The 2,055-nt window shown below is 63.8% G+C and carries 3 protein-coding genes; all 3 read left to right on the forward strand.

The annotated features are described in order from the left end of the window. The first annotated feature begins 68 nt into the window (after positions 1-68). On the forward strand, positions 69-632 hold the full coding sequence (locus AD72_RS31320; RefSeq protein ID WP_197285130.1) for a TetR/AcrR family transcriptional regulator: 564 nt from the start codon (positions 69-71) through the stop codon (positions 630-632). 5 nt (positions 633-637) lie between these two features. Beyond that, positions 638-1,018 (forward strand): tautomerase family protein, encoded by a 381-nt coding sequence (locus AD72_RS31325; RefSeq protein WP_031470250.1) that lies wholly within the window; start codon positions 638-640, stop codon positions 1,016-1,018. 37 nt (positions 1,019-1,055) lie between these two features. Further along, on the forward strand, positions 1,056-2,055 hold a 1,000-nt coding region (locus AD72_RS31330), incomplete at its 3' end, for an IS481 family transposase (protein WP_156365455.1).

A 2,055-nucleotide genomic window follows, 5' to 3' on the forward strand; every position in this document is an offset into this window, starting at 1 on the left:
GTTGCGGGACATGACGTTGTAGGCGGCTGTGGTGGCAGACTGTACCTATTGGTATGTACAGTTGGGGTGTGACTAACCGTGATCGTCTACTTGAAAGCACAAGGGTCCTGCTCTGGGAGCGTGGCTATGTCGGTGCTAGCCCTGCCGCGATCCAGCAGCTGGCGAAGGTTGGGCAAGGCAGCATGTACCACCATTTCGAAGGGAAACGGGGGCTTGCCGTCGAGGCGCTCACCGCGACAGCACAGGACATGCAGCTGCGGGCCGAGGCCACGCTAGACCGCCCCGGGTCGGCTCTGGATCGCGTGGTCGCCTACCTCCGCGTTGAGCGGGAAGCGCTCCGAGGTTGCCCAGTGGGGCGGATGGCGCTCGACCCGGACGTGGTAGCCGACGACGCGCTACGGCGCCCTGTCGAGGAGTACTTCTCGTGGCTTGCCGAGTGCCTACGCCAGCTATTGGACGAGGCGCACAGGGCTAAGCAGATCGCGCCGCATCTGGTTCCTGAGGATGTCTCTGTTGCCGTGGTTGCGACGATCCAGGGCGGTTACGTGCTCGCACGGGCCTTGCAGGATCCGAGCGTCATGTCTGCCGCGCTCGACGGGATCATCGCGCTTCTGACCGGCGGGGCGGGGTGATCTCGATGCCACTGGTTCGTATCGATGTCCTACGGATGGAGACATCCCGTCTCAAGGCTGTCGGAGACGCCGTCCAACAGGCCCTCACCGACTCCATTGGGGTCCCGCCCGAGGATCGGTTCCAGATCTTGACCAACCATGACGGCGCGACCGGAGCGCTTCGGCACGGGACCTACCTTGACGTCCCCCGCGACGACGGCATTATCTACATCGACATCACGATGCGGGGCGGTCGGACCGACGAACAGAAGCGTCAGATGTATGCGCAGGTCTGTCGGCGACTCACCGAGCAGACGCAGGTCGCACCTCACAACGTCTTCATCGTGGTCCACGAGAACTATGAGGCGGATTGGTCTTTCGGCTATGGCCATGCGCAGTACCTGTAGGCGTCCCACCGACACCATCGATCCGAGAAGGGACACCTTGGCCAACCACGCAAACGCTCCTCTCAGCATCGAAGGGCGCCGTCGCCTCGTTGAGCGCTGCAAGGCCAGACCGATCGCTCATGTCGCCGCAGAGATGGGTCTCTCCCGCGCGGCCGCTTCGAAGTGGGTCAACCGCTACCGCCGCTACGGCGAAGTTGGCCTACTTGACCGAACCTCGACGCCGCACCGTCAGCCCACAGCGACGGATCCCGCCATCGTGGCCCGGATTGAGGCCATGCGACGCGAACACAAGTGGTCTGCCTCGCGGATCGCCTTCGAGCTTGAAGCAAGCGGAATCGTGATCAGTCGCCGCACGGTGGCCCGACACTTGGCCGCGATCGGCCTGAACCACCGGAGGTTCATAGACCCCAACGGCGAGACAAACCGCGAACCGCGCAAGATCATCGCCCGCCGGCCGGGGCACATGGTCCACCTCGACGTGAAGAAGGTCGGACGAATCCCCGACGGCGGCGGGTGGCGAGCCCATGGCCGCGGAACCGATCAGGCCAAGGCTGCCGACCAGGCCAAGCGGAGCACCAAACGTGGTGGCTATGTCTACCTGCACTCCGCAATCGACGGCTACTCACGCCTCGCCTACACCGAAGCCCTTCCTGACGAGAAAGCCGCCACCGCGGTCGGCTTCATGCACCGTGCACGCGCTTGGTTCACCGCACACGGCGTCGCACACATCGAACGGATCGTCACCGACAACGGGGCCTGCTACCGCGCCGAAGCGTTCACTCGGGCACTGCTGGGTTCGAGACATCAGCTGATCACGCCTTACATGCCCCGGCACAACGGCAAGGTGGAGCGCTACAACCGGATCATCTCCGAGGAGTTCCTCTACGCCCGTACCTGGACCTCAGAAGACCAACGCCGCAAAGCGCTCGAAGTCTGGAACATCCATTACAACTACCACCGACCCCACAGCGCAGCCGGTGGAGAACCACCAGCGTCGCGGCTACGCGAAGGTGTCAGCAACGTCCTGGCCTCCTACA

Source organism: Sciscionella sediminilitoris (assembly GCF_000737195.2).
GTDB classification, from domain to species: domain Bacteria; phylum Actinomycetota; class Actinomycetes; order Mycobacteriales; family Pseudonocardiaceae; genus Sciscionella; species Sciscionella sediminilitoris.

Excerpts from the sequence above, each read along its gene's own strand:
- AD72_RS31325 (WP_031470250.1), top strand. The coding sequence starts at position 638 with ATGCCACTGGTTCGTATCGATGTCCTACGGATGGAGACATCCCGTCTC.